General features: G+C 44.4%; 20 protein-coding genes and 1 pseudogene. 17 read left to right on the plus strand and 4 right to left on the minus strand.

All coding sequences use genetic code 11. The annotated features are described in order from the left end of the window. The first annotated feature begins 95 nt into the window (after nt 1-95). Together NIE88_RS19475 and NIE88_RS19480 are read left to right on the plus strand one after the other, a co-directional pair. On the plus strand, nt 96-632 hold the full coding sequence (locus NIE88_RS19475) for a cyclophilin-like fold protein (RefSeq protein ID WP_253064972.1): 537 nt from the start codon (nt 96-98) through the stop codon (nt 630-632). Nucleotides 633-745: 113 nt separating this feature from the next. Continuing rightward, nucleotides 746-1,909 carry an iron-containing alcohol dehydrogenase gene (locus NIE88_RS19480; RefSeq protein WP_253064974.1) on the plus strand — a complete coding sequence of 388 codons (1,164 nt, stop codon included), beginning with the start codon at nt 746-748 and terminating at the stop codon, nt 1,907-1,909. Nucleotides 1,910-2,060: 151 nt separating this feature from the next. On the opposite strand, the gene NIE88_RS19485 is transcribed toward NIE88_RS19480, so the two are convergent. Beyond that, on the minus strand, nt 2,061-2,162 hold the full coding sequence (locus tag NIE88_RS19485) for a YjcZ family sporulation protein (protein ID WP_253064976.1): 102 nt from the start codon (nt 2,160-2,162) through the stop codon (nt 2,061-2,063). 84 nt (nt 2,163-2,246) lie between these two features. Beyond that, nucleotides 2,247-2,918 (minus strand): SOS response-associated peptidase, encoded by a 672-nt coding sequence (locus NIE88_RS19490; protein ID WP_253064978.1) that lies wholly within the window; start codon nt 2,916-2,918, stop codon nt 2,247-2,249. A gap of 131 nt (nt 2,919-3,049) precedes the next feature. Between NIE88_RS19490 and NIE88_RS19495 the strand changes: the two genes are divergently transcribed. After that, nucleotides 3,050-3,541, plus strand: a complete 492-nt coding sequence (locus NIE88_RS19495) for a hypothetical protein (protein WP_253064980.1) — start codon at nt 3,050-3,052, stop codon at nt 3,539-3,541. Nucleotides 3,542-3,580: 39 nt separating this feature from the next. On the opposite strand, the pseudogene NIE88_RS22900 reads toward NIE88_RS19495, so the two are convergent. Next, a pseudogene (locus tag NIE88_RS22900) lies at nt 3,581-3,790 on the minus strand (YolD-like family protein); the annotation flags it as partial. 310 nt (nt 3,791-4,100) lie between these two features. Here NIE88_RS22900 and NIE88_RS19500 point away from each other — a divergent pair. The 11 genes from NIE88_RS19500 (at nt 4,101) to NIE88_RS19550 (ending at nt 18,643) form a co-directional block, all read left to right on the plus strand. Further along, nucleotides 4,101-5,345: an aminopeptidase gene (locus tag NIE88_RS19500; protein ID WP_253064982.1), complete on the plus strand. Its 1,245-nt coding sequence runs from the start codon at nt 4,101-4,103 to the stop codon at nt 5,343-5,345. A gap of 88 nt (nt 5,346-5,433) precedes the next feature. Next, on the plus strand, nt 5,434-6,492 hold the full coding sequence (locus NIE88_RS19505; protein ID WP_253064991.1) for a tetratricopeptide repeat protein: 1,059 nt from the start codon (nt 5,434-5,436) through the stop codon (nt 6,490-6,492). A gap of 219 nt (nt 6,493-6,711) precedes the next feature. Then, a complete protein-coding gene (gene tig / locus NIE88_RS19510) occupies nt 6,712-8,019 on the plus strand; it encodes a trigger factor (protein ID WP_253064993.1) in 1,308 nt (435 codons plus the stop codon). A gap of 554 nt (nt 8,020-8,573) precedes the next feature. Beyond that, nucleotides 8,574-9,842 carry an ATP-dependent protease ATP-binding subunit ClpX gene (gene clpX / locus NIE88_RS19515; protein WP_253064995.1) on the plus strand — a complete coding sequence of 423 codons (1,269 nt, stop codon included), beginning with the start codon at nt 8,574-8,576 and terminating at the stop codon, nt 9,840-9,842. A gap of 271 nt (nt 9,843-10,113) precedes the next feature. After that, the gene (lonB, locus tag NIE88_RS19520; RefSeq protein ID WP_253064997.1) at nt 10,114-11,832 is read left to right on the plus strand and encodes an ATP-dependent protease LonB; all 1,719 of its coding nucleotides are present in this window, start codon (nt 10,114-10,116) and stop codon (nt 11,830-11,832) included. Nucleotides 11,833-12,115: 283 nt separating this feature from the next. Beyond that, on the plus strand, nt 12,116-12,700 hold the full coding sequence (gene yihA, locus NIE88_RS19525) for a ribosome biogenesis GTP-binding protein YihA/YsxC (protein ID WP_253064999.1): 585 nt from the start codon (nt 12,116-12,118) through the stop codon (nt 12,698-12,700). Between the two features lie 231 nt (nt 12,701-12,931). After that, entirely contained in the window at nt 12,932-14,224 is a 1,293-nt protein-coding gene (gene hemL / locus NIE88_RS19530; protein WP_253065001.1) for a glutamate-1-semialdehyde 2,1-aminomutase, read from the plus strand. A gap of 123 nt (nt 14,225-14,347) precedes the next feature. Continuing rightward, the gene (locus NIE88_RS19535) at nt 14,348-15,022 is read left to right on the plus strand and encodes a DUF421 domain-containing protein (RefSeq protein ID WP_253065003.1); all 675 of its coding nucleotides are present in this window, start codon (nt 14,348-14,350) and stop codon (nt 15,020-15,022) included. A 289-nt stretch (nt 15,023-15,311) separates the two neighbouring features. Beyond that, nucleotides 15,312-16,658: a LysM peptidoglycan-binding domain-containing protein gene (locus NIE88_RS19540; protein ID WP_253065005.1), complete on the plus strand. Its 1,347-nt coding sequence runs from the start codon at nt 15,312-15,314 to the stop codon at nt 16,656-16,658. After that, nucleotides 16,648-17,628, plus strand: coding sequence for a hypothetical protein (locus NIE88_RS19545; RefSeq protein WP_253065007.1), 981 nt, complete (start codon nt 16,648-16,650; stop codon nt 17,626-17,628). The genes NIE88_RS19540 and NIE88_RS19545 overlap by 11 nt, the downstream gene beginning before the upstream one ends. Next, complete coding sequence (locus tag NIE88_RS19550; protein WP_253065009.1) at nt 17,600-18,643, plus strand: protein kinase family protein; 1,044 nt, start codon at nt 17,600-17,602, stop codon at nt 18,641-18,643. Before NIE88_RS19545 ends, NIE88_RS19550 begins: the two co-directional genes overlap by 29 nt. Before the next feature lie 11 nt (nt 18,644-18,654). On the opposite strand, the gene NIE88_RS19555 is transcribed toward NIE88_RS19550, so the two are convergent. After that, nucleotides 18,655-18,837 carry a YszA family small membrane protein gene (locus NIE88_RS19555; protein ID WP_253065010.1) on the minus strand — a complete coding sequence of 61 codons (183 nt, stop codon included), beginning with the start codon at nt 18,835-18,837 and terminating at the stop codon, nt 18,655-18,657. Nucleotides 18,838-19,338: 501 nt separating this feature from the next. On the opposite strand from NIE88_RS19555, the gene NIE88_RS19560 reads away from it, so the two are divergent. The 3 genes from NIE88_RS19560 (at nt 19,339) to NIE88_RS19570 (ending at nt 25,291) form a co-directional block, all read left to right on the plus strand. Then, on the plus strand, nt 19,339-21,972 hold the full coding sequence (locus NIE88_RS19560; RefSeq protein ID WP_253065026.1) for a valine--tRNA ligase: 2,634 nt from the start codon (nt 19,339-19,341) through the stop codon (nt 21,970-21,972). 111 nt (nt 21,973-22,083) lie between these two features. Beyond that, the gene (locus NIE88_RS19565; protein ID WP_253065027.1) at nt 22,084-23,397 is read left to right on the plus strand and encodes a bifunctional folylpolyglutamate synthase/dihydrofolate synthase; all 1,314 of its coding nucleotides are present in this window, start codon (nt 22,084-22,086) and stop codon (nt 23,395-23,397) included. A 205-nt stretch (nt 23,398-23,602) separates the two neighbouring features. Beyond that, a complete protein-coding gene (locus NIE88_RS19570; protein ID WP_253065038.1) occupies nt 23,603-25,291 on the plus strand; it encodes a sensor domain-containing diguanylate cyclase in 1,689 nt (562 codons plus the stop codon). Nucleotides 25,292-25,330: the final 39 nt, after the last annotated feature.

A 25,330-nucleotide genomic window follows, 5' to 3' on the forward strand; every position in this document is an offset into this window, starting at 1 on the left:
AAACAGTTTGCGGGAAGAACAGTTAAACAAAACTGCTATAATAAATATTAAAATCAGAATAGAGATGATTTTTCTGAACAAAGGGGAACTATTTCATGAAGAAGTTTGTTATAGCGGCAATTCTCTTGTTTCCTTTGCTTCTTTCTGCATGTGGATCAAACGCTTCTTCGGATCAAAAATCGAATACTAAGCCTTCAACGGCCTCGCAAAAAAGTAGCAACAGTGCAAATACGAACGAAACAGACTCGAAACGGAGCGGGAAAACTGCAATTGTGACTATTGATGGCAAAACATTTGAAATGGATCTCTACGACAACGCCTCAGCACAAGCATTAATCACGGCGATGCCGATAAAAATCACGGCAAGCCGTTGGGGTGACGGTGAATATTATGGCAAAATTCCAAAATCTATTCCGTCAGACGGCAAGAAAATAGATCTTTTTGATGTTGGCGAAATCGGTCTGTGGCCGGCCGGTAATTCTTTCTGCATTTTTTTCGGGCCTACACCAGTCAGTGAGGGAAACCAGCCAAAGATGGACTCTCCAGGAATTCCTCTTGGGAAAATAACCTCCGATGTCTCTGCCCTCCGTTCGATGGACAGCTCGGTCACTATTACAGTAAAATTGAAGTAATTCCGGTTGTAAAGGCTTGTGTGATGCGAGTCGCTTAACTTTGCGTATATAATAGAAGTGCTTGTAACTGCACGTTTTTTCGTGTGCACATTGAAAAGTGAGGCGGTTGATTGATGGATAATTTTATTTTTCACAACCCGACGAAATTGATTTTTGGCAAGGGCCAGCTCAAAAAATTAAGGGACGAGCTTCCTAAATACGGAACACGTGTTTTGCTCGTATACGGTGGAGGAAGCATTAAGCGCTCGGGTTTGTATGACCAAGTCAAGGCCATTTTGAATGAAATTGATGTGGAGGTTTATGAACTTCAGGGTGTGGAACCGAATCCGCGGCTGTCCACGGTTAAGAAAGGAATTGCTCTATGCGCGGATAAAGCGATTCAATTCCTGCTTGCTGTCGGCGGCGGGAGCGTTATCGACTGTACCAAAGCAATTGCCGTCGGTGCAAAGTTTGACGGCGATCCTTGGCAATTTATAACACGTAAAAAACAGGTTGAAGATGCACTGCCGTTTGGTACCGTTCTTACGTTGGCCGCAACAGGGTCAGAAATGAATCCAAGCTCGGTGATTACCAATTGGGAAACACATGAAAAATATGGATGGAGCTGTGCCTATTCCTATCCGGCTTTCTCAATCTTGGATCCGACATTCACCTTCTCGGTGCCTAGAAATCAAACAATTTACGGTATGGTGGACATGATGGCACATGTTTTTGAACATTACTTTCATCCGACAGAACATACACCGCTGCAAGACAGGCTGTGCGAATCCATTCTGCAAACCGTTATAGAGGCAGCGCCGAAACTTGTCGATGATCTTGAAAATTATGACCTTCGTGAAACAATCCTTTATTGCGGGACGATGGCGCTGAACGGCATGGTTTCTATGGGATTCAATGGAGACTGGGCTTCGCATAACTTGGAGCATGCTGTTTCTGCGGTTTATGACATCCCTCACGGCGGCGGACTAGCTATTCTATTCCCCAATTGGATGAAACATAATCTTGATGTTAATGTCGGCCGTTTCAAGCAGATGGCTGAACGCGTTTTTCATGTTCAATCAGAGGGAAAAACAGATCGCGAGGTTGCATGTGAGGGCATTGAATCCTTGCGGCTTTTCTGGTCGAGCATCGGTGCGCCGAGCAGGCTTGCGGATTATGGAATTGACGACAGTAAACTGAATCTGCTTGCGGACCGTGCGATGGCCAGAGGTGAATTCGGCCAGTTCAAAAAATTAAATCGTGAGGATGTGCTTGCGATTTATGAAGCCTCTCTTTAAAAAATAAGAACAATACCAAAAAGTCCGCCCGCTCAAGATGAACGGCGGATTTTTTTTGCCTGGTATGTGTCGCTTATTCTAAAAGCACGCTCAAGTTATGCGGCAGCTCTTAAAAAGGATTAACAGGTAAAGCCTGGGCGGCGTTTTGCAATCAATAGCAATAAGCTGCACCAATGATGACAAGCAAGATAAACAGAACAATCAGCAACGCAAACCCGTTGCCATAGCCCCATCCGCTCGTTTCGCAACCCATGGCAGACACCTCCTCATCACTTGATATCCTATTATATGAAGGGATGGGTTTTCGTGATTGAGCAGATGCCCATTTATCGCGGCCTTACATCTTCTTGATTAGGTAAGGCGCATTGTTGCGCACTGCATTCACGTCTTGTGTGACTTCATAGAATTGCATTTGTTCAGGATCGAAGGGCTTAAGCATGCGCATCAGTTCTTTGGTTTCTGTCGCGGGGTCCAGCCATTTTGCCTCGTCTGATTGAGTTAAAATAACCGGCATGCGATCATGAATCGGTTCCATTAATTCGTTTGCCTCTGTAGTAATAATGGTGCAGCTGTAAATGACTTGATGATCCTTAGTCGTCCATGAATCCCATAACCCTGCTATAGCAAAGAGTTCACCGGATTTCATCGTAAACCGGTAGGGAATTTTTTGCTTGACGTCACGATGATCCCATTCATAGAACGAGTCGGCGACAATCAGGCAGCGTCTTCTGCGAAAAGGATCTCGGAAGCTCGGTTTCTGTAAGAGGCTCTCGGCACGAGCATTAATCAGCTTATAACCGATTTTCTTATCTTTGGCCCAGGATGGAATCAGCCCCCACTGAAGATAACCCATCCGGTTTCCCTTGCTTCCTCTCACAACAGAAAGAATCTTTTGGCCGGGTGCAACATTATAATTCGCTTTATAGTCCTCATTTCCTGCGGCATGCTGTATTTGAAAACGATGAACTATGTACTCATAGGGCGCAATCAGCGTAAATCGACCGCACATCGAATCACCTCACCTTGTTCCTAAGTATAACAAATCCATTGATTTGAATTGAAATGATTCATTAAGGAAATACTGATTTATAAATGATTTCGTAAATGACAGTGTAGAATCTTCTACGGGGAGAAAATAAAATGAATGCATTCGTGAAAAATCTAGATTTAACATCTAAAGGCTTATGGGTTCCAATGACATTTTCAATTTTGCTTCTTTTATTTGCTCTTTTTATGAAAAAAAAACAACTGACCTGGCGAGAACTTTATTTGACCTACGGTGTATTCGGCTTCATTGCATGGATGCTGGATTCGATCACCGGGAACATGTTCGATTTTTATGATGTGGGCAATGCCTATATTCTAGGTTTGGGTGATTTCATGGCTTTTTCTTTTATCCCATCTTCCTTAGCCGTTATTTTTTTAAATTTTAGAACTGAAAAAAATAAATGGTTTATGGCTGTTCTGTTTATATTAATCTCAATGCTTTTTTATTGGGGTACCAAATGGGCGGGCTACTTTAGAAACAAGGGATGGAGTGATATCAGCTCACTTGTTGTCTTTATACTCGCCTATTGCCTGATCCTTCCACTGCATTTGCGGATAATGCGTCACCGTGACCGCAACAATTAAATGAACATTCAAACCGGCAATGGGCGTATCGCCGGTTTTTTAATTGAAGCAAATATCGATAATATCGCAAGGAGATATGCCATGGAGCATGCCCCATTGATGGCGGATATGAAGGCATCGCTTATTTTCATCGATTGATAAGTTACACTGGAGGAGCGTATGAACGGCTCCATCATAAAAGTAGTTAATGTCCACTGGTTTTTTGGTGTGAAATGCTTCACGAACAACCTGCTCTATTTTTTCGAGTTTTTGTTCATCTAAGTAGAACGCTCCGTTTTTGACTCTTCACGTGCTAACTTTTGGAGTGCTTGCATATGCTCCGGAAGCATCATTTGGCTTGATTCCCAGCGCATGTTCGATCCATCTGTCATTTTATTATTTTTCATATTTTTCTTTCCTTCCGTGATTTTTTTGTCCCGATTGCTGTAGAGCAGGGCTCTTTACGATCATTATACACGAATGTATGTTCTTGATGCGTTCTATTGCTGCTTTTAAGGCCAAATGTTTTCCATATGCGGCAATTTCGTTATAATAAAAAAATAGATGCGGAGGTAATAACATGGAACAATTTAACGATTCATTAAAAAAATTTGCGAAATTAGCGATAAAAACAGGTGTTAATCTGCAGCCGGGGCAAGGACTTTATCTTACTTCTCCGATTGAAGCCGCGCCATTTGCCAATCTTGTTGCTGAAGAAGCGTATAAAGTGGGCGCAAAGGATGTGACGATGCAGTGGGGTGATGACGAAACTCACCGTCTGCGTCTGGAATATGCACCGGAGCAGGCACTGAAACAAATTCCTGAGTGGAAATTCGTTGCACAGAACTCAGCGGTCAAAGATAATTATGCGGTACTGCATATTTACGGACCAAATCCCGATTTGCTGGATCAAATTGACGGAGCACGCGTTGGCGCATTCATGAAAGCAACGAGTAACGGACTCAAATCATATATGGCCTGCATTATGAAGGATGAGACACAATGGTCCATTATCGCTTATCCAACAAAGGCGTGGTCAAAAAAGGTTTTTCCGGATCAACCGGTGGAGAAAGCACAGGATCTTCTAATGAAAGAAATCCTACGCATCAGCAGAGTAAGCGGAAATGAAGATCCCATTGCCGCGTGGGATGTCCATAATGAAACCATACATAAGGCGAGCGATTTCATGAACCGCAAAAGGTTCAAACAATTGATCTACCATGCGCCGGGTACCGATCTGACAATCAGCTTGCCGGTCGGACATATTTGGAGCGGCGGTTCAAGCCCGTCAACATCAGGAATTCCTTTTAATGCAAATATACCAACAGAAGAAGTTTTTACGTTGCCTGATAAACGAGGCGTAAACGGGACGGTTTCCAGTACAATGCCGCTGAACGTCGACGGGCGTGTTATTGACCATTTTTCATTGACTTTTAAAAATGGCGAAGTCGTTGATTTCAAGGCGGAGAAGGGTGAAGAATCGCTGAAACATTTGCTGGACTCGGATCCGAATGCACGGCGTCTCGGGGAAGTCGCACTTGTACCACATCATTCCCCGGTATCTGAATCGGGGCTCGTGTTCTATAATACACTATTTGATGAAAATGCATCCTGTCACTTGGCACTTGGCAAAGCTTATCCAACCTGTATCAAGGGCGGAAATGATTTAGACGAAGCGGGTTTAGACAGAGCGGGCGTCAATGACAGTTTAATTCATGAAGACTTCATGGTTGGATCAGGCGAACTCGATATTGATGGAATAACGGAAGATGGTTCCCGAGTGCCGGTATTCCGAAAAGGTGCATGGGCATTCTCATTCGAATAAAAAGAGACGGGTCGCTTCCAAGTACTCATTGATAACCCGAGGGGAAACTGATATTCTAAAAAAAAGGTGATGGAAGCGGGACGGCAAGATGAAAAATAAAGGTAAGCGAAACAGCGGCAGCAATAAGCTGATTAAGTTTCCTAATCTGGAGGATCGTTTGCTTAGCAAGGCGATGTCGCTGGTTGAAGAGAAAAAATACGGAAATGCGCGCGAGTTGTTTGGCGAATTGCTTAGCCGAAACATGCATGACATTCGTGCACTGTACGGATGGGCGGTATGCTCTGTCGAGCTTGGCGATTATCAGGAGGCAGAAGAGGCCGTCGTCATGCTGCTGGAAGAGAATACGCCTTACTATTTTGACGTATTTCGTCTCTACCTGACGATTCTCATTGAACGAAAAGATTATACAACCGCGCTTCATAAGATTATGTCCGTGGGCAAAAAGAGGCAGCTTCCCCCGGAACTCAAGGAATTTCTTCGTCAAATGAAGAAGTTCTGTCAAATTCGTCTTCATGAACCTGAGTGGAACGATGACTCCTTGAGTGATCAAACGAAAAATGAGCCGAATCGGGAATATGCAGAGCATGGTGAAGGAGAATCGGTAGATTGGCTGGCTCTTGAAAAAGCGGATTCAAAAAGTCAGATGATGCTGCTTCATAATTTGGCCGATCAGTTAAAAGTATCTCACCTCCCGGAAATCAGGCGATTTCTCCTTGATGAAAAGCAGCATTCTGAGATAAAGACAATGCTTCTCTGCGCGATCAAAGAAGGCGATCTTGCAAAAGAGATCTCGGTTCGAAAGTTTGGACATATTTATAAGGCTCGATTAGAGAGTGAAGAATTTCTTCATAAGAATTTAGCTGATCAAATCGAAAAAGAAATCCGAAGTGAAATGGATTCGAATAATCCAACGCTTGCGGATCTTGCGGTTGAAATGGAACGAATGTTTACCATGAATCTCTATCCGAAGCCGCTTCTGCCGAATTCGCCAAATGTTTGGGCAGCAGTGTTCTGTATACGTGCGACGGCTGCAGAATCACAACATGAGATCGGCAGAATGCTTGAACGTTTTCATGTGAACGAAGATGATTATCAGTTGGCTGAACAGTTACTGCTCGAGGCAGAGGCACATGGTATTTGGTCCTAAAGTATTGAAACGGGCACTTATGTCGATAATTTGTTACAAATAAGTTTTTCACAGGAAACTCTTATGTTATAATAACAGGGTTGTCATTGCTTTGCTGAAGGGTGCCGCTTGCGGTACTCTCGAGTCGGCATAACAAATGGCGGGATGTTTGTGCGCAATTCAGGCAGAAAGCCAATATGCTGAAAAAGCATGAAGATAGATGGTGGAGGTAAAGAATAAATGACTGTAGAAGCAAAATGGGAAAAAAAAGAAGGCAATGTCGGCACGCTGACTTTTGAAGTGGATGCCGAAAGTTTTAGTCAGGCATTGGATAAGGCCTTCAAAAAGGTAGTTAAGAAAGTTAATGTACCCGGATTCCGTAAGGGCAGAGTACCACGTGTTCTTTTTGAACAACGCTTTGGTGTAGAAGCTCTTTACGAGGATGCTATTGATTTTGTTCTTCCAAATGCATATTCTGAAGCAATTGACAAAACAGGTATCGAACCTGTAGACAAGCCGCAAGTTGATGTCGAAGAAATCGGCAAAGGTAAGAAATTAGTGCTTAAGGCAGACGTAACGGTTAAGCCGGAAGTTAAGCTCGGCGACTATAAAGGGCTTGAAGTTGAAGAAAAGAGCACGGAAGTGACTGACGCGGATGTCGATCATGAGATCAAGCACCTTCAGGAACGTTATGCGGAACTTGTGGTTAAAGAAGACGGTGAAGTGGAAAAAGGTGACACAGTTGTTATTGACTTTGACGGCTACGTCGACGGAAAACAATTCGAAGGCGGAAAAGCGGAAAATTATTCACTTGAAATCGGCTCCGGATCGTTTATTCCGGGGTTTGAAGACCAACTGATTGGTGTCAAAGCAGGCGCAGAAAAAGATGTTGCGGTAACCTTCCCGGAAGATTATCATGCTGAAGAATTGAAGGGTAAAGAAGCGACCTTCAAGGTTACTGTTCATGAAATCAAACAGAAACAGTTGCCTGAACTTGACGATGAATTCGCCAAAGATGTTGATGAAGAAGTCGAGACACTGGCGGCACTGAGAGAAAAAATCAAGAATCACGAAAAAGAGCATAAAGAAGCAGATGCAGTGAACAGCAAACGTGACAGTGTGGTTCAGCAAGCTGCCGATAATGCTGAAATTGATATTCCTGAAGTTATGATTTCCAACGAACAGGACAACATTCTTAAGGAATTCGAACAACGTCTGAAGGGTCAAGGGATGACACTTGACATGTATACTTCGTTTTCCGGGAATGACAAAGACGCACTTCGTGATCAGATGAAGGACGATGCAGAAAAACGTGTACGTGCCAATCTGACACTTGAAGCAATTGCCAAAGCGGAATCAATCGAAGCAACAGAGGAAGAAGTTGAAGAAGAGCTGAAAAAGATGGCTGAGCAATACAAAATTGGTACTGATCAGATTAAAACAGCAATGGGAGGCACCGATTTCATTAAAGGCGACCTTCAACTGCGCAAGGCCGTTGACTTCCTTGTTGAAAACAGCAAGCCGAAAGCAGCAGCCGAAGAAAAATGAGCTAAGTCATAATAGATCGTTGGCGGGCGGCCGATCTCGTCCCCAATGATTCTTTTTTTAAGAAGAAAAGCAATTTTTTCTTTCTTTATAAAAAGGAACAAAAAAGCTCATCGGTAGTTAGTATAAGAAAAACTAAGGCTTGGCCGTCGTCTGGCGACTAGGCTTCGCCAAGTTTTTCTTTATTATACATAATTTATGGGATAAGGCATATGGCTTATCGGAAGCATTTTTTTATGTTACAATGCCTACATAAGAAAACTTGCTGAATGGCGAGAAGTCGGAGTGCATGAGGTGCCGGTACTTTGATCTGGTTGTGAAAACTTACCATGGCCTGATTGCACGTTTTTTTGGTTGGCTGGTTAGCCTTAAACTAATGATGAAGGCAGCTGAACCGACAATGGCTTCGACATGAAATGCTTTTCCATCGGTAATACGATTTATGTGAAAAAGGGAAAGCTATAGAATATGGCTTTCGATAACTGATTGATTAAATTGGTTAAAGCTTCGCTCTTGTCTGAAACTTCGGTAATGAAAGCATGAATAGGGGTGAAAGGATGTTCAAATTTAATGAAGAAAAAGGGCAATTAAAGTGCTCCTTTTGTGGAAAAACCCAGGATCAGGTACGCAAACTCGTGGCTGGACCCGGCGTCTATATTTGTGATGAGTGTATTGAGTTGTGTACGGAAATCGTGGAAGAAGAATTAGGTACGGATGAAGAAGTTGAATTTAAGGATATTCCGAAGCCGCAGGAAATTTGCTCCATCTTGGAAGATTATGTAATCGGCCAAAATGACGCGAAGAAAAGTTTGTCTGTAGCCGTATATAATCACTACAAACGGATTAACAGCAAGCAGAAGCCGGATGATGTCGAACTGTCAAAGAGCAACATTATGATGATCGGACCGACCGGCAGCGGGAAAACCCTGCTTGCTCAAACGTTGGCGCGCATCTTGAATGTGCCGTTTGCGATTGCGGATGCGACTTCACTTACTGAAGCCGGTTATGTCGGTGAAGATGTGGAAAATATTCTGTTAAAATTAATTCAAGCAGCTGATTATGATGTTGAGAAGGCAGAAAAAGGCATTATCTACATTGATGAAATTGATAAAATTGCCCGCAAGTCGGAAAATCCTTCGATTACGCGTGATGTTTCCGGTGAAGGTGTACAGCAGGCTCTGCTGAAGATTCTTGAAGGAACAGTAGCGAGTGTACCGCCCCAAGGCGGCCGTAAGCATCCGCATCAGGAATTTATTCAAATTGATACAACGAATATCCTGTTCATTTGCGGCGGCGCGTTTGACGGTGTAGAGCAGATCATCAAACGTCGTCTCGGCAAAAAAGTAATTGGATTCGGAGCAGGCAGCAAGAGTCAGGAAATGCATCGTGATGATGCACTGAAAAATGTGCTTCCGGAAGACTTGTTGAAATTCGGCTTAATTCCTGAATTCATCGGACGTCTTCCGGTGATCAGCACATTAAAACAGCTTGATGAAAAGGCACTTGTTGATATTCTGACAAAGCCGAAGAACGCATTAGTAAAGCAATACAAGAAATTGCTTGAACTTGACGATGTCGATCTGGAATTTACAGATGATGCGCTTGAGGCTATTGCTAAGCTGGCCATCGAGCGCAAAACGGGTGCCCGCGGTTTGCGTTCGATTATTGAAGGCATGATGCTTGATGTTATGTACGAACTTCCTTCGCGTGATGATATTGAGAAGTGTGTGATTACAAAAGAAACGGTTGAAGACAAAGTACGGCCAACCTTGATTTTGACGGATGGAACTGAAGTTAGTGTTGAAACACCGAAGGAAAGTGCCTAAGCTCATCTGAATAATAGCTGAAACACAAGATCCCTAAGATTAAATTAGGGATCTTTTTTTGCGTAAATAAGAAAAGTAAAAAAATTTCGCAAGGTTAGTTTGAACGGTTCAACAAAGATGGCGTGGCCTGGTTTTTCTTGAACACCAGCTTTAACCAAGTTTTTCATTGTATTGGTTTAACTCGCTTCTGTCTTGGAAATAATGCCTTGTAAAGATGGACAATCAGGCAGGTCGGCTTTCAAGGGCGATTGTTATGGGAGGCAGAATGACTATGAGTTGGATGTTACTGTTAATTTTCACACAAATTTTTTTTGGCGCGATTATTGGACTGTATTTTTGGAGTTTGCTGCGCAATCAGCACGTGCAAAAAATTTCGATTGATAAGGAATCAAAAAAGGAAATGGACGAATTGAACAGGATGCGTCGTCAATCACTGTCCGAACCGCTTTCAGAACGTATTCGTCCGAAAGAGCTTGACGATGTGATCGGACAGCATGATGGAATTGTTGCTTTACGCGCTGCCCTATGTGGCAAGAATCCGCAGCATGTGATTATTTATGGACCACCTGGTATCGGCAAGACAGCTGCAGCACGACTTGTCCTTGAAGAAGCGAAAAAGAATGCGGATTCGCCATTTAAACCGTCCGCTCCATTTGTGGAATTGGATGGGGCGACCGCGCGTTTTGACGAACGCGGAATTGCTGATCCGTTGATCGGTTCCGTCCATGATCCGATTTATCAGGGGGCGGGCGCAATGGGCCAGGCGGGTATCCCGCAGCCGAAAGAAGGTGCTGTAACGCATGCACATGGCGGTGTTCTTTTTATTGACGAAATCGGTGAATTGCATCCGATTCAATTGAATAAGCTTTTGAAAGTACTGGAAGATCGTAAAGTTTTCTTGGAAAGTGCTTATTACAATGAAGAGAATCGCCAAATTCCCGCGTACATCCATGATATTTTTAAGAACGGATTACCTGCAGATTTTCGCCTAATTGGCGCGACAACACGTCGGCCTGAAGAAATTCCACCGGCTATTCGTTCACGCTGTCTTGAGATTTTCTTCTCTGACTTAAGTCGTGCGGATATTCGTTTGATTGCAAAGCGGGCCGCCACGAAATTAAGCCTTGATGTGTCCGATGAATGCTTAGAGAAAATTGCAGATTACGCGAAGAGTGGACGAGAAGCCGTAAACATGATTCAGATTGCTGCCGGTGTAGCCGCATCAGAAAACGCGAAACCGGGTACCATTGATCTGGAACAGATTGAATGGGTTGTGCGTTCCAGCAGACTCACACCGAAGCCCAATCATAAGGTTCCTTCTGCACCTGAAATCGGGCTTGTCAACGGATTGGCTGTTTATGGGCCGGGATTAGGTGTTCTGCTGGAGGTTGAGGCTTCCGCAGTAAAAAGCCGCCATGAAGGCAGCTTAACCATTACCGGGATTGCAGAAGAGGAGTCACTCGGTTCGTCATCACGAACAATTACGAGGAAAAGCATGGCACGGGCATCAGTCGAAAATGTGCTCACAGTGCTTAATCGAATGGGCCTTTCTGCGTACCGTTATCATATTCATGTGAACTTTCCCGGCGGCGCACTTGTTGATGGACCGTCTGCGGGAATCTCGATGGCAGTTGCGATCAGTTCGGCAATTCTACGCCGCAAAGTCCACCCGGACATCGCTATGACGGGTGAACTCGGTCTTCACGGACAGATTAAGCCGATCGGCGGCGTGATGGCGAAGATTGCTGCGGCGGTAGAAGCGGGAGCAAAACGAGTGATTATACCTGTCGAGAATATGCAGGCAACCTTGAAGCAGTATGAAAAGGCAGAAATCATTCCGGTTGACTCGTTGCACCAGGTGCTTGAACTTTGCCTCTATCCTGAAGAGGTACAAATCAAAAAAGATCCTCATGCTTCGTTTGCCGATATTCTGAGTAATCATACACTGTCTGCACGTTCGATTGATGCGGGAGTGGAAAAGCAGGGATAACCGAACGCGCCGTTGTGACTGCCGACTTTATGAGTCGACAGTCTTTTTTTCTGAAGCGAGCTGTTTAAAGGTATAGTTCACTTCTTTTTTCGTGTATAAAGCCTGATTTTGACCCATAGCCACGCGGTGTCTCGCAAAGTTCAATCGTTTTCAACGCATAACCAATATCCTTGATCAAACCTGCGTTTTTAATTCGTTTACCATTGGACAGCACCAGGAGAATTAAGATAGAATGTGTATACATGAGCAGATCGCCGGAATGGCGGCCTGAGGAGAGATGATGTTGAAGATTACACAAGCAGATTATTTGATTAGTGCGGTAGGACCGGCGCAGTATCCGACGAACGGATTGCCTGAAATAGCGCTTGCCGGACGTTCCAATGTCGGCAAATCATCCTTTATTAATAAAATGCTGAACAGAAGAAATCTTGTCCGAATCTCTGAGAAGCCTGGTAAAACTCAGAAGCTGAATTATTTCATTATCAATAATGCGTTTTATTTTGTCGATGTGCCTGGCTACGGATACGCAAAGGTATCGAAAAAGGATAAAGAAGCATGGGGACGGATGCTTGAGGCTTATTTTACTGAGCGCGAAGCACTGAGCGCTGTTGTTCACTTGGTGGATTTACGGCATCCACCGTCCAAGGAAGATATTCAAATGCATGAATTTCTCGCTTATTATGGCCATCCGGTGATCACTGTTGCAACGAAGGCGGACAAGATCCCCAAAAGCAAGTATCAAAAGCATAAACAGATCATTGTGCATGATCTGGGATTAAAAGCAGATGATCTGCTGATTCTGTTTTCCTCATTTAACGGAATGGGAAAAGAAGATGCATGGCGTGCACTTGACCCGTTTTTGAATTAAAATAGACGTGGCAAAGTCGCATGCGGCGCATTTTTGATAAATAAATTGGCATTTTTGCAGTCACTATGAACGGCATCGAGCGTGCATCTCCGGTATTGATGCATGCTTTTTTATTCGGAAAAAAGATGCACTTTTTGAACAAGGGCTCCATCATTCAGCGCCTTTTGACTAATGAGAACTACTTGCCGAAAGATACATAGATCAGGAAACGACCGAGAGGAGAAAAAGAACATGAATTTCAGTAAATCAATTGCCGCTTATGAAAGGGCGAAACCGCTTATGCCCGGCGGGGTCAACAGTCCGGTGCGTTCCTTTCCGTCTGTTGATTTAAGTCCGATTTTCATGGATCACGGAAAAGGATCAAAAATTTATGATCTGGACGGGAATGAGTACATTGACTATGTATTAAGCTGGGGACCGCTCATTCTCGGTCACGCCGATGAAAAAGTGATTGACACTATCAAAGAAACCGTTGAAAAAGGGACGAGTTTCGGTTCCCCGACGCTGCTTGAAACGAAGCTTGCAGAGCTTGTTGTTGATCGTGTACCATCAGTGGAGAAAGTCCGATTTGTCAATTCAGGAACCGAAGCAACGATGAGTGCGATTCGACTTGCACGCGGGTACACAGGCAGGGATAAGATTTTAAAATTTGAAGGCAGCTATCATGGCAGTGCCGACTCACTGCTTATAAAGGCCGGTTCCGGGGTCGCAACGCTTGGACTGCCCGACAGTCCCGGTGTTCCAGTGCAGCTGGCCAAAGATACCTTAACCGTTCCTTATAATGATGCAGAGCGGGTCACGGAGGTCTTTAAACAATATGGTCATGATATTGCTTGTGTGATTGTCGAACCGGTCGCCGGGAATATGGGTGTTGTTCCGCCGGTTGCAGGCTTCTTGCAGGCGCTTAGAGAAATAACTCAAGAATACGGGTCTCTGCTGATCTTTGATGAAGTGATGACTGGCTTTCGAGTCGCCTATAACTGCGCACAAGGCTATTTCGGTATTACACCGGACTTAACAACGCTAGGAAAAGTAATCGGCGGCGGTATGCCTGTTGGTGCATACGGCGGCCGCATGAATATCATGAGTCAGATTGCTCCGGAAGGGCCGGTATATCAAGCAGGAACACTGTCGGGCAATCCGATTGCGATGGCAGCAGGGTATATGACGCTCAGTCAGCTGACACCGGAAGACTACCCGGAATTCCGCAGGAAAGCGGATCGGTTGGCAAAGGGTTATAAAGCCGCCGCGGTAAAATACGGCATCCCGCTTACCGTTAATCAGGCAGGCGCAATGATGGGGATTTTCTTCACAGATCAAAAAGTCATTAACTATCAACGTTCGAAGTCATCGAATCTTGATCATTTTAAAACGTATTTTGCGCAAATGATTAAACAGGGAATCTCGCTGCCTCCGTCTCAGTTCGAAGGTGTCTTCCTGTCAACGAAGCATTCGATGGAAGACGTCGAGAAAACGATTCGTGCCGCAGAGCATGCGTTTAAGAAAATTGCGGAATCAAAATAATCAGGTGAAATGGCCGGAATGCATGCATTCCGGCTTTTTCTTTATCTGGCACTTATAAAAAATGAAAGGCTGAGAAACACTAAGCATGAGTTTGAGATTGTACGATCTGAGGGTGATCGAGTTATGCATTTTGTTCGTATTGCAATTGAGTTGGTCATCGGGTTCACAGCCCTTTTTTTCATGACCAAAATATTGGGCAAGGCAACGCTTGCTCAGATCACGGCTTTTGATTTTATCTCTGCCATTGTTCTTGGCGAATTAGTCGGAAATGCGTTGTATGACAAGGAAATCGGAATTGGATCCATTTTGTTTGCGGTTGCACTGTGGGGATTGATGATCTATGTTGTTGAATGGTGTACGCAGAAATTCCGCGGTTCTCGCAGTTTTCTTGAAGGTCAGCCGTCGATTATCATTCGAAACGGTCACATGGACAGGGAGATGATGAAGAAAGAGAAGCTGGATATCGATATGCTCCAGAATCTGTTAAGAAGAAAGGATGTCTTTTCTATTCGTGAAGTCGATTATGCAATTTTAGAGACCGACGGGACTGTAAGCGTATTGAAAAAATCGCAGTATACCCAACCGACAATGGAGGATCTGCAAAAACCGAGAAAACCGGTTTATTTACCCGTGACTATCATTGATGATGGCGAAGTCGATTGGGGCAACTTAAAGGCAGCGGGACTTAATGAGGATTGGCTGTTGAAGAACCTTCGCTCGCATCATATTCACAGTTACAAAGAGATCTTTTATTGTGAATGGAAAAAGGATGAAGGGGTATACATTGAAAAAATGTGAGAAAGAAAAGACCGTCTTCCTTTTCGAAGCGGTCGATCACTTTGAAAAAAATTCTAACAAGTTCCAATGTGTGCGGCGAGCGTTTATGTTTCGGTCAGGGAAATCTGGACAGTTATGTCCGGTTTTTCTTTTTTTTAAATTAATTACTTTTTTGTTAGGTGTTTACAGAGAGATGCAGTCAATCGTCTGAACAAACCCTACCTGTCCTATTTATGATCAGAAACGATTGGGCATAATTCCATACTTCATGCATAGAACAGTATTAAGAACGGATGAGAGGGTGGAAGGGATGTCTCAATCTTCGAATGATCGCTTGCAATTTTCAATAAATGAATCGGTGTGGCTAAGAAATGACGCACCTGCTGAAGAAATACTATCCATGGCTCTAGAGCCGGACATTACAGTGGAAGAAAATTGGAATGATGTCACCATTAAAGGCTTTCTTCGCCTCACAGGAGAATACAAACCTGCCGAGATTTCGAATACGACCGGCGATGCGGATCATCATTCAGCACCTTTTCGAACCATCGACGAAATTATGGACACGGGAAATGGCACGGATACGCTTGAACATCACTTTCCAATCGACATTACCATCCCGGCTGATCGCGTGCCCAACTTGGAGAACCTGTTTGTTGTCATTGATTCGTTTGATTACGAACTGTCCGAGCATCGGCATATTCAGCTTCAAGCGGATATCGCAATCACCGGTTTGACAAATACGAATTCGGGTGATCGAACTGAAAAACCAAAGACTCAGGCACCGATCGAGCAGCCTGTCGCACCTCAACCGGAAGCATCGAAAGAAAACGCACCAACGAAAAAGTCTAAAGTAAAGGCACCTGTAAAAAAAGAAACAAAACCTGAAGCAAAGGCGCCGGCAAAGAAGCCTGAGGAGAAAGTATCTGCAAAAAAAGAAGCGAAACCTGAAAACAAAGCACCAGCGGAAAAAGAAGTTAAGCCTGCTAAGGTGGAAAAGAAAGCGGCGGAAACAAAGTCTGAGACAAAAAAACCTGCAGTTGAAAAAAAGCCTTCGTCCAAAGTCGAGGAAAAACATGAGCAAAAGGATGCAGAGAAAAAAACATTAAAACAAATATTTAAGAGTAAAAGAACGGTGGACGATGATCTGTCCGATGAATTTGAGGAAATGCCGACAGACCAATTTAATGAAGATACGGATGTGGATTTTCAATATGAGGCATTCAGGAAGCCTGAGGACGAACCTCAGGAAGACGGTGCACCGCTCGTTGCCTTTAAAGGACAGTCCTCGGGTCGTTCGGAAGCGGCTGCCCCAGGCACGCAGCCTGCCGCTCCGCCAACTCCGGCTCCCGCAGCTCAGAGCGATACTCCTGAGACAGAAAGTGCACAAGATGCTGAGAACACGGAAAAAGAGAAAAAGGCCGATACGACCGGTCTGTTTTTAACCAAAATGCTTGCCGGTGATGAAGCAGAACAAAAAACCCGGTTGAAAATATGTATTGTCCAATCCGGCGATTCGCTAGAAAAAATTTCGGAACGTTATCATGTTCCGGTAACCAGTCTGCTGCGGAAAAATGATTTGACTTCAGGAGACATAGAAGCAGGCGAACTCCTCTATATACCGAAGACGGCTAAGGCGACACAGGATGATAAATGAGCAAGATGCCCTTTTGTCTGCCGTGCAGGCCAATTATTATTTTGGAAAATTGCGGGTCGTTCAGGATCGGCCGCTTCTTGTAGAAACAGAAAGAGGCAGGAAGAAGATAAGAATATGGCAAAATGAGGCTTTGCTGAAGCTGCATCTGAAATGGCGCGAGCGCTTGATCAATGATGCGTTTTTCATTGATCGAATGTATGTGACTCGCTCGGGACTGCCGTCGATTCGGATCGGCCGCTTTTCGGTAACCTGTCATGACGCGCCATCAGAGCCGACTGCTTTGGAAGGAAATGAGGCACTATGGGCATCGGTTGTGGGCCAGCTCGTCCGACATAGCCGCGATGTTCCGGCTGAAGTGCTTCCGCACGCTACGTCGGTTCACGTGCGCAGCCTGTATGAGCAGGCGAAGCAGATCGGAGTCCAAGATCAGGATGCATGGAAAATCATTTCTGCCTGCTTTTCATCAGCGTGTGCCCGCGCAAAGGATGCGGATCGATTGAGAGAACCTTATCAGAACCGAAGTTCAGCATTTATTCTGCCGGAAGATTTCTCCGGCCGGTCATGCAGCGCGCTTTTTGACACGTTATTCCTTGAACTTGGACAGTCGCGACCGGTGGATGGGTGTGGATTACTCGCTCGTTTCTTTATGGCAGAGAGCATGGAACATGGAAAGCAGTCAATGAACAACCTGTTTCAGGCATTAAAGAACCAAAAGTTTTTTGACCGTGAAACCATCGATTTGCTTCAGGCGGAGTGGCTGGAACCCGACGAATGGATGCGACTGCTTGAATACGGGATCAACAAGGAACAAATACCACAAATACAAAGCGACCAGTTTTCAGTCCGGGAGTTTAAGCAGATATGGGATCGAAAGGTTAAGCTGATTCATTTATTCAACTCCGTTTTTACGCAATCCGAGGATGCGGGTGGAGGTGCGGCACATGGAGCAGACGGACAACAATCGGATTAATCGAATACTTTTTCAGTATGATCTCGTACCTTATAATCTTTCTGTTCGAGGGAATTTGATTCGTGTCGATACTCCGGCAGGCTCATTCGCGTTAAAGCAAAAAGCGTTGAATGATCGGCAGATCCGCAGTCTTCAAACTGTCTATGCATTGATTCGAAGGATGGTCATCGATGCGGTCTGCCCACTTCCTTCTAAGTATGGCGATCTGGTAATTCGCGGAACAGAAACAAGCTATTATTTGCTGCCATGGTTCAATGAAACCGTTGACTTGTCAAATCTTCAGGAACGATACAGGCACCTTTTTATCAAGACGGGCCAGCTGCATCGAAAAACACTTGAGAAGAAAGCGGATTGTTCCGGCCTTTATCAAGACATGGTGCGTGTGCTGAATCAGCGGCAAATGGTTTGGGAGCAGTTTCTTTATAAAGCGGAGCACCACGTCTACCCCTCTCCATTTGAGCAAGCTGTGCTTAAGTCTGCGTTCATTTATCTTGAGAATATGCAGCGCTCGCATGACTTTTTTTCGCATGACAAAGATGATGAAGGCAAAAATAAGACGATGAGGCGCGCACTCTGTCATGGACGCCTGAGTCCACTCCATTTGCTGATTGAAAATGAAAGAAGCTGTCTCACGAATTTTGAAAATAGCGAGGACGGCTTTTTTATTGTGGAAACCGCGATGCTTTTTGAACAGGCGAATGTAATGCTTGGATCGGAGCAAACGAATTGGCGCGACTTTTATGAATCGTACAGCTCAGTTTGTCCGTTGACTGATGAAGAGAAAGACGTTCTCGTCCATTTTCTTTTATTTCCAAGTGCACATGCTGAATTGCTCAGCCGATACCTATATTCAGGACAATTAGATGAGCAATGGTTTGTTAAGCGCTGGACAGATCTTTGTCAAGCGCATCGGAACATGTTCACATCAATAAAAGAGAATATGGATGAGGAGCAAAAAAGAAAAGAAGAGCGGCAGGCGAAAGAAAAAGCCGTGGATGAAAAGAAAGAAAAATAATTTTCTACGTGTTAAAGCCATTTCTTTAAATAGCCCACATAAAGAAAGAAGAGCAGGGCGGTAAGCATCACGTCCATGGATGTCGGCAGGAAAATGGTACGAATGAGCTGGAAAAGGGCAAGCGGCAGCACAATAACACTCAGTCCTTCACGACACTTTTTAAAAAAGGGCTGAAATCGATTATTTTTGAACACGTGTGTCATTCCCTTCGTTTATACAGACTTCAACTTGGCTATGCTATAGTCTATGAATCCTTTTTTGCGTCTGTGATCAAATTTTTTTCCTATTGGCATTGACGAGCAGAACAGTAACTATATATAATGATTACAAAACACAACGAGTTCTGTGTCAGAATGAAAATGCTGGGACAGGGAGTAGTACACATTGTTAAGCTAGAAGAGGAGTCCAGACTTGTTGAATATCCTCTATAAGAGAGAGAAGCTGGTGCGCTGAAAAGCTTCTTTAGCGGCAGATGTTGAAGTAGCCCTTGAGCAGTCTTTCTGAACGACCCTGACGGTCAATTAGGAAAGTCCGGAAATCCGTTATCGAATGAATGAGACGCGACTCGTGCGCGTGAATATAGGTGGTACCACGGAGCTTTCCTTCGTCCTTTTGACGTAGGAAAGCTCTTTTTTACGTTTATCCGGCTCATGTGACATGAGCATGAAAATAGAGATTCAAGGGAGCGGTCAATGATGGATAAAGAATTGGCGACGAAATATGATCCGAGCCAGACTGAAGAAAAATGGTATAAAACCTGGCTGGAAAAAGACTATTTTAAAGCGGAAGGCGATCTGGAAAAGAAACCGTATTCGATTGTTATTCCGCCGCCCAATGTCACGGGAAAGCTTCACCTCGGCCACGCATGGGATACGACCATGCAGGATCTGCTGATCCGTTTTAAAAGAATGCAGGGCTATGACGCACTTTATCTCCCGGGAATGGACCATGCCGGTATTGCAACTCAGGCAAAGGTTGACGCGAAGCTGCGCAAGGAAGGAAAATCCCGTTATGATTTGGGGCGTGAGAAGTTTCTTGAGGTCGCCTGGGAATGGAAAAAAGAGTATTCGATGTTTATCAGGAAACAGTGGGCAAAGCTCGGTTTGTCTCTCGATTATTCAAGGGAACGCTTCACCCTCGATGAGGGATTGTCCAAAGCGGTACGCAAAGTCTTTGTTCAGCTTTATGAAAAAGGGCTGATTTACCGCGGGGCCTATATTATCAACTGGGATCCGGCCGCACGCACTGCGCTGTCCGATATAGAAGTTATTTATAAAGAAGTACCGGGCTTCCTGTGGCACGTGAACTATCCGCTTGCCGACGGATCAGGATCCATTCAAATTGCGACAACTCGCCCGGAAACGATGCTCGGTGATACGGCTATTGCTGTCCACCCTGATGATGAACGCTATAAAGGCATCGTTGGCAAAAAGGCAATTCTGCCGCTGGTAGGACGCGAGATTCCGATTGTTGCCGACAGCTATGTGGATCAATCATTCGGAACTGGAGCGGTAAAAATCACACCCGCGCACGATCCGAACGACTTTGAGGTGGGCAACAGACATGATCTGCCACGCATTCTGGTTATTGATGAAACCGGAAAAATGAATCAATTTGCAGGCAAATATCAGGGGCTTGATCGCGACGAATGCCGCAAGCAGATTGTGAAGGATCTTGAGGCGTCCGGAGCGCTTGCCTACGTTGAAGAGCATACGCATGCGGTTGGACATTCAGAACGGACCGGTGTTGTCGTAGAGCCAATTTTGTCAACACAATGGTTTGTTAGAATGAAGCCGCTTGCTGATGCATCGCTAAAAATGCAAGAGACTGATGATAAAGTGAACTTTGTTCCTGAGCGTTTTGAAGGCACATACAGACATTGGATGGAAAATATTCGCGATTGGTGTATCTCCCGGCAGCTGTGGTGGGGACACCGGATTCCTGCGTGGTACAACAAACAAACAGGAGAGGTTTACGTCGGCTTGGAGGCACCAAAGGATATTGAAAACTGGAAGCAGGATGAAGATGTGCTGGATACTTGGTTCAGCTCGGCGCTCTGGCCATTTTCAACAATGGGCTGGCCGGATGAAAAGGCAGCGGATTTCAAACGCTATTTTCCGACAAACGCGCTTGTGACCGGCTATGATATTATCTTTTTCTGGGTAGCGCGCATGATGTTCCAGTCCACGGAATTTACCGGTAAAAGTCCTTTCAGAGATGTTCTCATACATGGTCTCGTTCGTGATGAGCAGGGACGTAAGATGAGCAAGTCACTTGGCAACGGGATCGATCCGATGGATGTCATCGCCAAATACGGTGCGGATGCGCTCCGTTATACATTGGCGACGGGCACGACCCCGGGTCAGGACTTAACGTTCCAATGGTCGAAGGTAGAAGCGAATTGGAACTTTGCCAATAAGATCTGGAATGCTTCACGGTTTGTCATCATGAACCTTGATGGATTTTCGTCGAACGATATGGATCTCTCCGGAATCCAGTCCGTTGCCGACCGCTGGATTTTGACTCGTCTGAACGAAACGATTGAAAAGGTCACAGCACTTTATGAAAGCTATGATTTCGGTGAAGCCGGTCATCATCTCTACCAGTTCATTTGGGATGATTTCTGCGATTGGTATATTGAGATGGCAAAGCTGCCGCTCTACGGTGATGATTTGGCTGCCAAGCAAGCAACGAAATCAATTCTGACGTATGTCCTGGATAAAATTCTTAAGATGCTTCATCCGATTATGCCATTTGTTACGGAAGAAATCTGGCAGCATATTCCACATGAAGGCGAAACAATCATGCACAGCAGCTGGCCGGAAGTGAAACCGGATTGGAATGATGCTGAAGCGGGTAAGGAGATGGCTGCGCTGCAAAATGTGATTCGCTCCGTACGCAACATTCGTGCAGAAATGAATGTTGCGCCGAAGAAGCCGGTCGCTATGCTGATTAAAACTGTGTCGAATCGCGAAACCAAAATTTATGAAGCAAATCAGAGCTATATTGAACGCTTCTGCAATCCGGCTACTCTGGAGATCGGAACGGATATTCAGGCTCCGGATAAATCCGTCTCCGCCGTTATCTCTGGGGCTGATATTTATCTGCCGCTGTCCGGTCTGATTAATATTGATGATGAAATTAACCGTTTGAATAAAGAACTCGATAAGATGAACGCTGAAGTAGAGCGCGTTGAAAAAAAATTGAGCAATCCGCGATTCGTTGCCAAGGCACCGGAGCAAGTCGTTGCCAAAGAAAGAGAGAAACAAGCGGATTATATGCAGAAACGCGATAAATTACAAGCAAGAATTGCTGAATTGAACGCCTGATTGAGACATAGAGCGTTCAATCATTGAGACATAACGGTGGTGGGATCCTTGATCCGCCGCCGTTTTCTCAATTTATTAAATGTGCAGGAGTGTTATTCGGAGGGTCGGAAAATGTTTGAAACATATAACGAAGCATTAAAATGGATTCAAAGTCTGATTCCTTTTGGAATCAAGCCGGGCATTGAACGAATGAAATGGATGCTGGGCAAACTGGGGAACCCGGAACGCCGCATGCGAACGGTTCATGTCGGCGGAACGAATGGGAAGGGGTCAACCGTTTGCTATCTGTGGCATATTTATGAAGCAGCCGGCATGAAAGTCGGAACCTTCACCTCGCCTTACATTACTTCTTTTAATGAGCGTATGATGGTGAATGGTCATCCGATCAGTGATGAAGATTTAATTAAAGCAGCAAACATGGTGTATCCATTGACGCTCGCCGTTGATCGTGAAACTGATTTTGGCAGTCCAACTGAATTTGAAGCGGTGACGATGATTAGTTTCGTTTATTTTGGTTTGCTTAATCCATGCGATCTCGTCATTTATGAGGTCGGACTCGGCGGACGATTGGATTCCACTAATGTGATTCATCCGCTTGTATCCGTTATTACGAATGTTGCCATGGATCACATGAAGGTGCTCGGCGATACAATTAAACAGATTGCTTTTGAAAAAGCAGGGATTATCAAGCAGGATACAGGTATTGTGACAACAGCAGAACATCCCGAAGCACTCGCCGTGATTCGGGAGAAAGCAGCGGCAAAGGAATCGAAGTTATTTATTCTGAACGATGCATTTGTTTTCCACCCACTTGGACATAACAGCAAAGGGGAGCATTTCAATTTTGATACAGGGTCGATACATCTTCATCAACTAACCATCCATATGAAAGGCGAGCATCAGTTGAAAAATGCTTCTGCTGCTTTGATGACCATCTGCTATTTATCGACCTATTGCGGCATGAAAGTGAGTGTGGAAGCGATCCGTATCGGGTTGAAGAAGGCGGCCTGGCCGGGGAGATTTGAGCGAATAACGAATCATCCGTTGATTATCATTGATGGTGCCCACAATGTTCAAGGGACAAAAGCACTGGTTCAAACCGTGAAAAGATACTATGACGGCAAGAACATTCATCTTTTATACGCAGCGCTTAAGGATAAGGAATACAAGACAATGGTTCAGCTGATTGAAACCGCAGCCGATGACATAACGCTTACCTCATTTGATTTTCCGCGGGCTGCAAGCAGCGATTTGCTGTATGCCGCTTCGCATCATCCAAAGAAAAGGCAGGATCCAAATTGGAGCACAGCGCTTCACCGAATGATTCAAGAAACAGATGAAAACGATCTTTTGATGATTTGCGGCTCACTCTATTTTATTGCGGTTGTCCGTGAAGCATTGCTCACGGCTGATCATCTGCGTTAAATCATTGAATTTTACGGAAAATAATGATGAAAGGTACATGATTGCAAAAAGTTGAGAAGGTTTTGAAAAACCATTTTCAACTTGTTTTTGTTTTGCTACAATTAACATTATTATTATATTAGTAGTAAAATAGTATTAGGATAATAGAAGATTAATTTCCAAAATCGCACAGATTAGCATAAAGGAGGAAGTGCGATTGTCGAAAATGAAACAATGGGCAGTTACTGCCATTTGGATCTTGACATTCTTTTTTTCTCTGCCGATCATTTATATGATCGATCCGCCGCGGAACATCATGCCTGCTTCTCTATTAACTGTAACGATTGTTTTTGTACTCACCGCACTTTTTAGTTTTAAAGTAAAAGGAACAGATATTATTGTTCTTCAAGGAATTGGACTTGCAACGTTTTTGATTTTCGGATTATTCGTTGAAACGTTACTGACACAATTTTGTATTATGGTCTATCTGCTCAGTCAGAGAATTGGAAAAACGGATGCCTACCGCATTCCGATCAATTTGACCATGTTTCTTCTTGTTTCCATTGCATCGGGCTCTACTTATTACACACTGGGCGGAAGAGCAACCGAAGTGACAAATAATGTTCTTGAGCTGAGTTTGCTGCCGATTTTCGGTTTTTACTTCTCGGCCTATTTGGCAAATACAATTGTGCTTATGTTCATTCGCAAATGGCTTTTAAGCATTCCGTTTAAAGTTAGACTGTTTGACCGGGATTCCGTTTGGGAAATCATCATTACCTTGTTGATGATGCCGCTTGGTATCGCTTTTTACTTGATGTATGCGTCGCGTGGCTGGCTCGGTATGCTGATGATTGCGATACCAATGGTCGCACTTTCGATTATTATGCGTCAAATTAATAATAATCAGGAATTAATTCAATTCTTGCAGAGTGTCAATCATTTTGGTCAGCAGCTTACAGAAGAACTGTCTGTCAAGCACGTGTTTGATCTGCTTTTTGAAAAAATGCCGACGATGCTTCCGGTCGATTATCTCTATGTGGTTTTGTATACGCATCCTGAACGGCCGAAACTGGTTCGGATGTACAGAAAGGACCAAGGCGAGTCCTTTGTCCCCTTTCAGCAAGAAGCCGATGTAAGTTTGAGTGTGTTTCGACAGGCGAAGGCGATCATTGGATCAGGAAACACAGGGAGTTTATACCCTTTTCTTGACGCGCTTTCAAATGGACAAGCAAAATCATACCTGTCTGTGCCCATGATGCATCGCGGGCAAGTCATTGGTGTGTTGACACTGGCATCCCACGTGTCCCGATCTTATACGAATACGAGTCGAATTGGTATCGAAATTGTTGGAGATTTTCTTGCAATCAGTCTTGAAAATGCTAAAAACTTTGAAATTCGCAAGAAGGAAAGCGAGCGCTGTCCGCTCACCGATCTGTTTAATTATCGATATATGATGAAAGTTATTAATAAAATGTACAATGACCCGTCATTAGAAGTGTTTTCAATTATTATGATGGATATTGACAATTTTAAGCAAATTAACGACACATACGGCCATCAGAATGGCAACGCTATTTTGATCGGTGTCGCCAATCGCCTGCGAAAAACGGTTGGGCATAAAGGCATAGTGGCACGATACGGCGGCGAAGAGTTTACCGTCCTTTTGCCGGGAATGGATCGAAACATGTGTTTTGCAGTTGCCGAAACGATTCGTCTTGCGGTTGCTGCTGAGACATTTATGATTTTCAACGAAACAGAGAACCGCTACGACAAAATTTTTGTAACGATTAGTTTGGGTACATCGACGGCACCGGTTGATGCAACAGATCCTTCTGAGTTGATTTACAATGCGGATCACGCGATGTATAAGGGAGCGAAGCAGCAAGGAAAAAACCGCGTTGCTCGATATATCTGATTATTAAAAGAATCCGATTCGTGAAAAAAACAGCGAAAA

The organism is Sporolactobacillus shoreicorticis (assembly GCF_024125445.1).
Taxonomy (GTDB): Bacteria; Bacillota; Bacilli; order Bacillales; family Sporolactobacillaceae; genus Sporolactobacillus; species Sporolactobacillus shoreicorticis.